The organism is Oleiphilus sp. HI0132 (genome assembly GCF_001635845.1).
The window spans coordinates 1-492 of the sequence record NZ_LWGJ01001379.1; the positions used below are offsets into that span (position 1 = coordinate 1).

Sequence of the window (492 nt, forward strand, 5' to 3'; positions counted from 1 at the left end):
GGCATAAAAGGAATATGAGAATATGAGAATTATTATCATTGGCGGTGGGCCGGCCGGGCTCTATTTTGCGAGTGCCATGAAAAAATTCAATCCTGGCTTTGACATCACCGTTTATGAGGCTAAAAATGAATCAATCAACTCATTTGGTTTAGGCTACACGCTACAGGGGCTGACCAAAGATTTGTTAGCGCATTTGGATGAGGATTATTTCACATCACTCTTTGCGAATAACACTCCGCCGAGACTCTCACAAGCCACCGTAAAAACCAATAACGACTGCCAAACCTTTAAGTTTTCTGATGGACACTGCGTTTCCCGTTTTGAATTGATGCGCTATTTCAGAAATAAAGCTACGTCACTCGGAATAACTATCGAAGAGAAAAAAGTGCTTCCATCTGAGCTAAGTCAGCTACAAGATTCCTGCGACTTATTGGTTGGAGCAGATGGCGTAAACAGCATTGTACGAAAAGAATATGCGGCTAAATTTGTCAC

1 protein-coding gene is annotated in these 492 nt (G+C 42.1%); it reads left to right on the top strand.

Going from position 1 to position 492, the window contains the following annotated elements; all coding sequences use genetic code 11:
• Positions 1-22: 22 nt before the first annotated feature.
• Positions 23-492 (top strand): NAD(P)-binding protein (locus A3766_RS21215; RefSeq protein WP_156509021.1); only part of this gene is annotated, 470 nt, incomplete at its 3' end.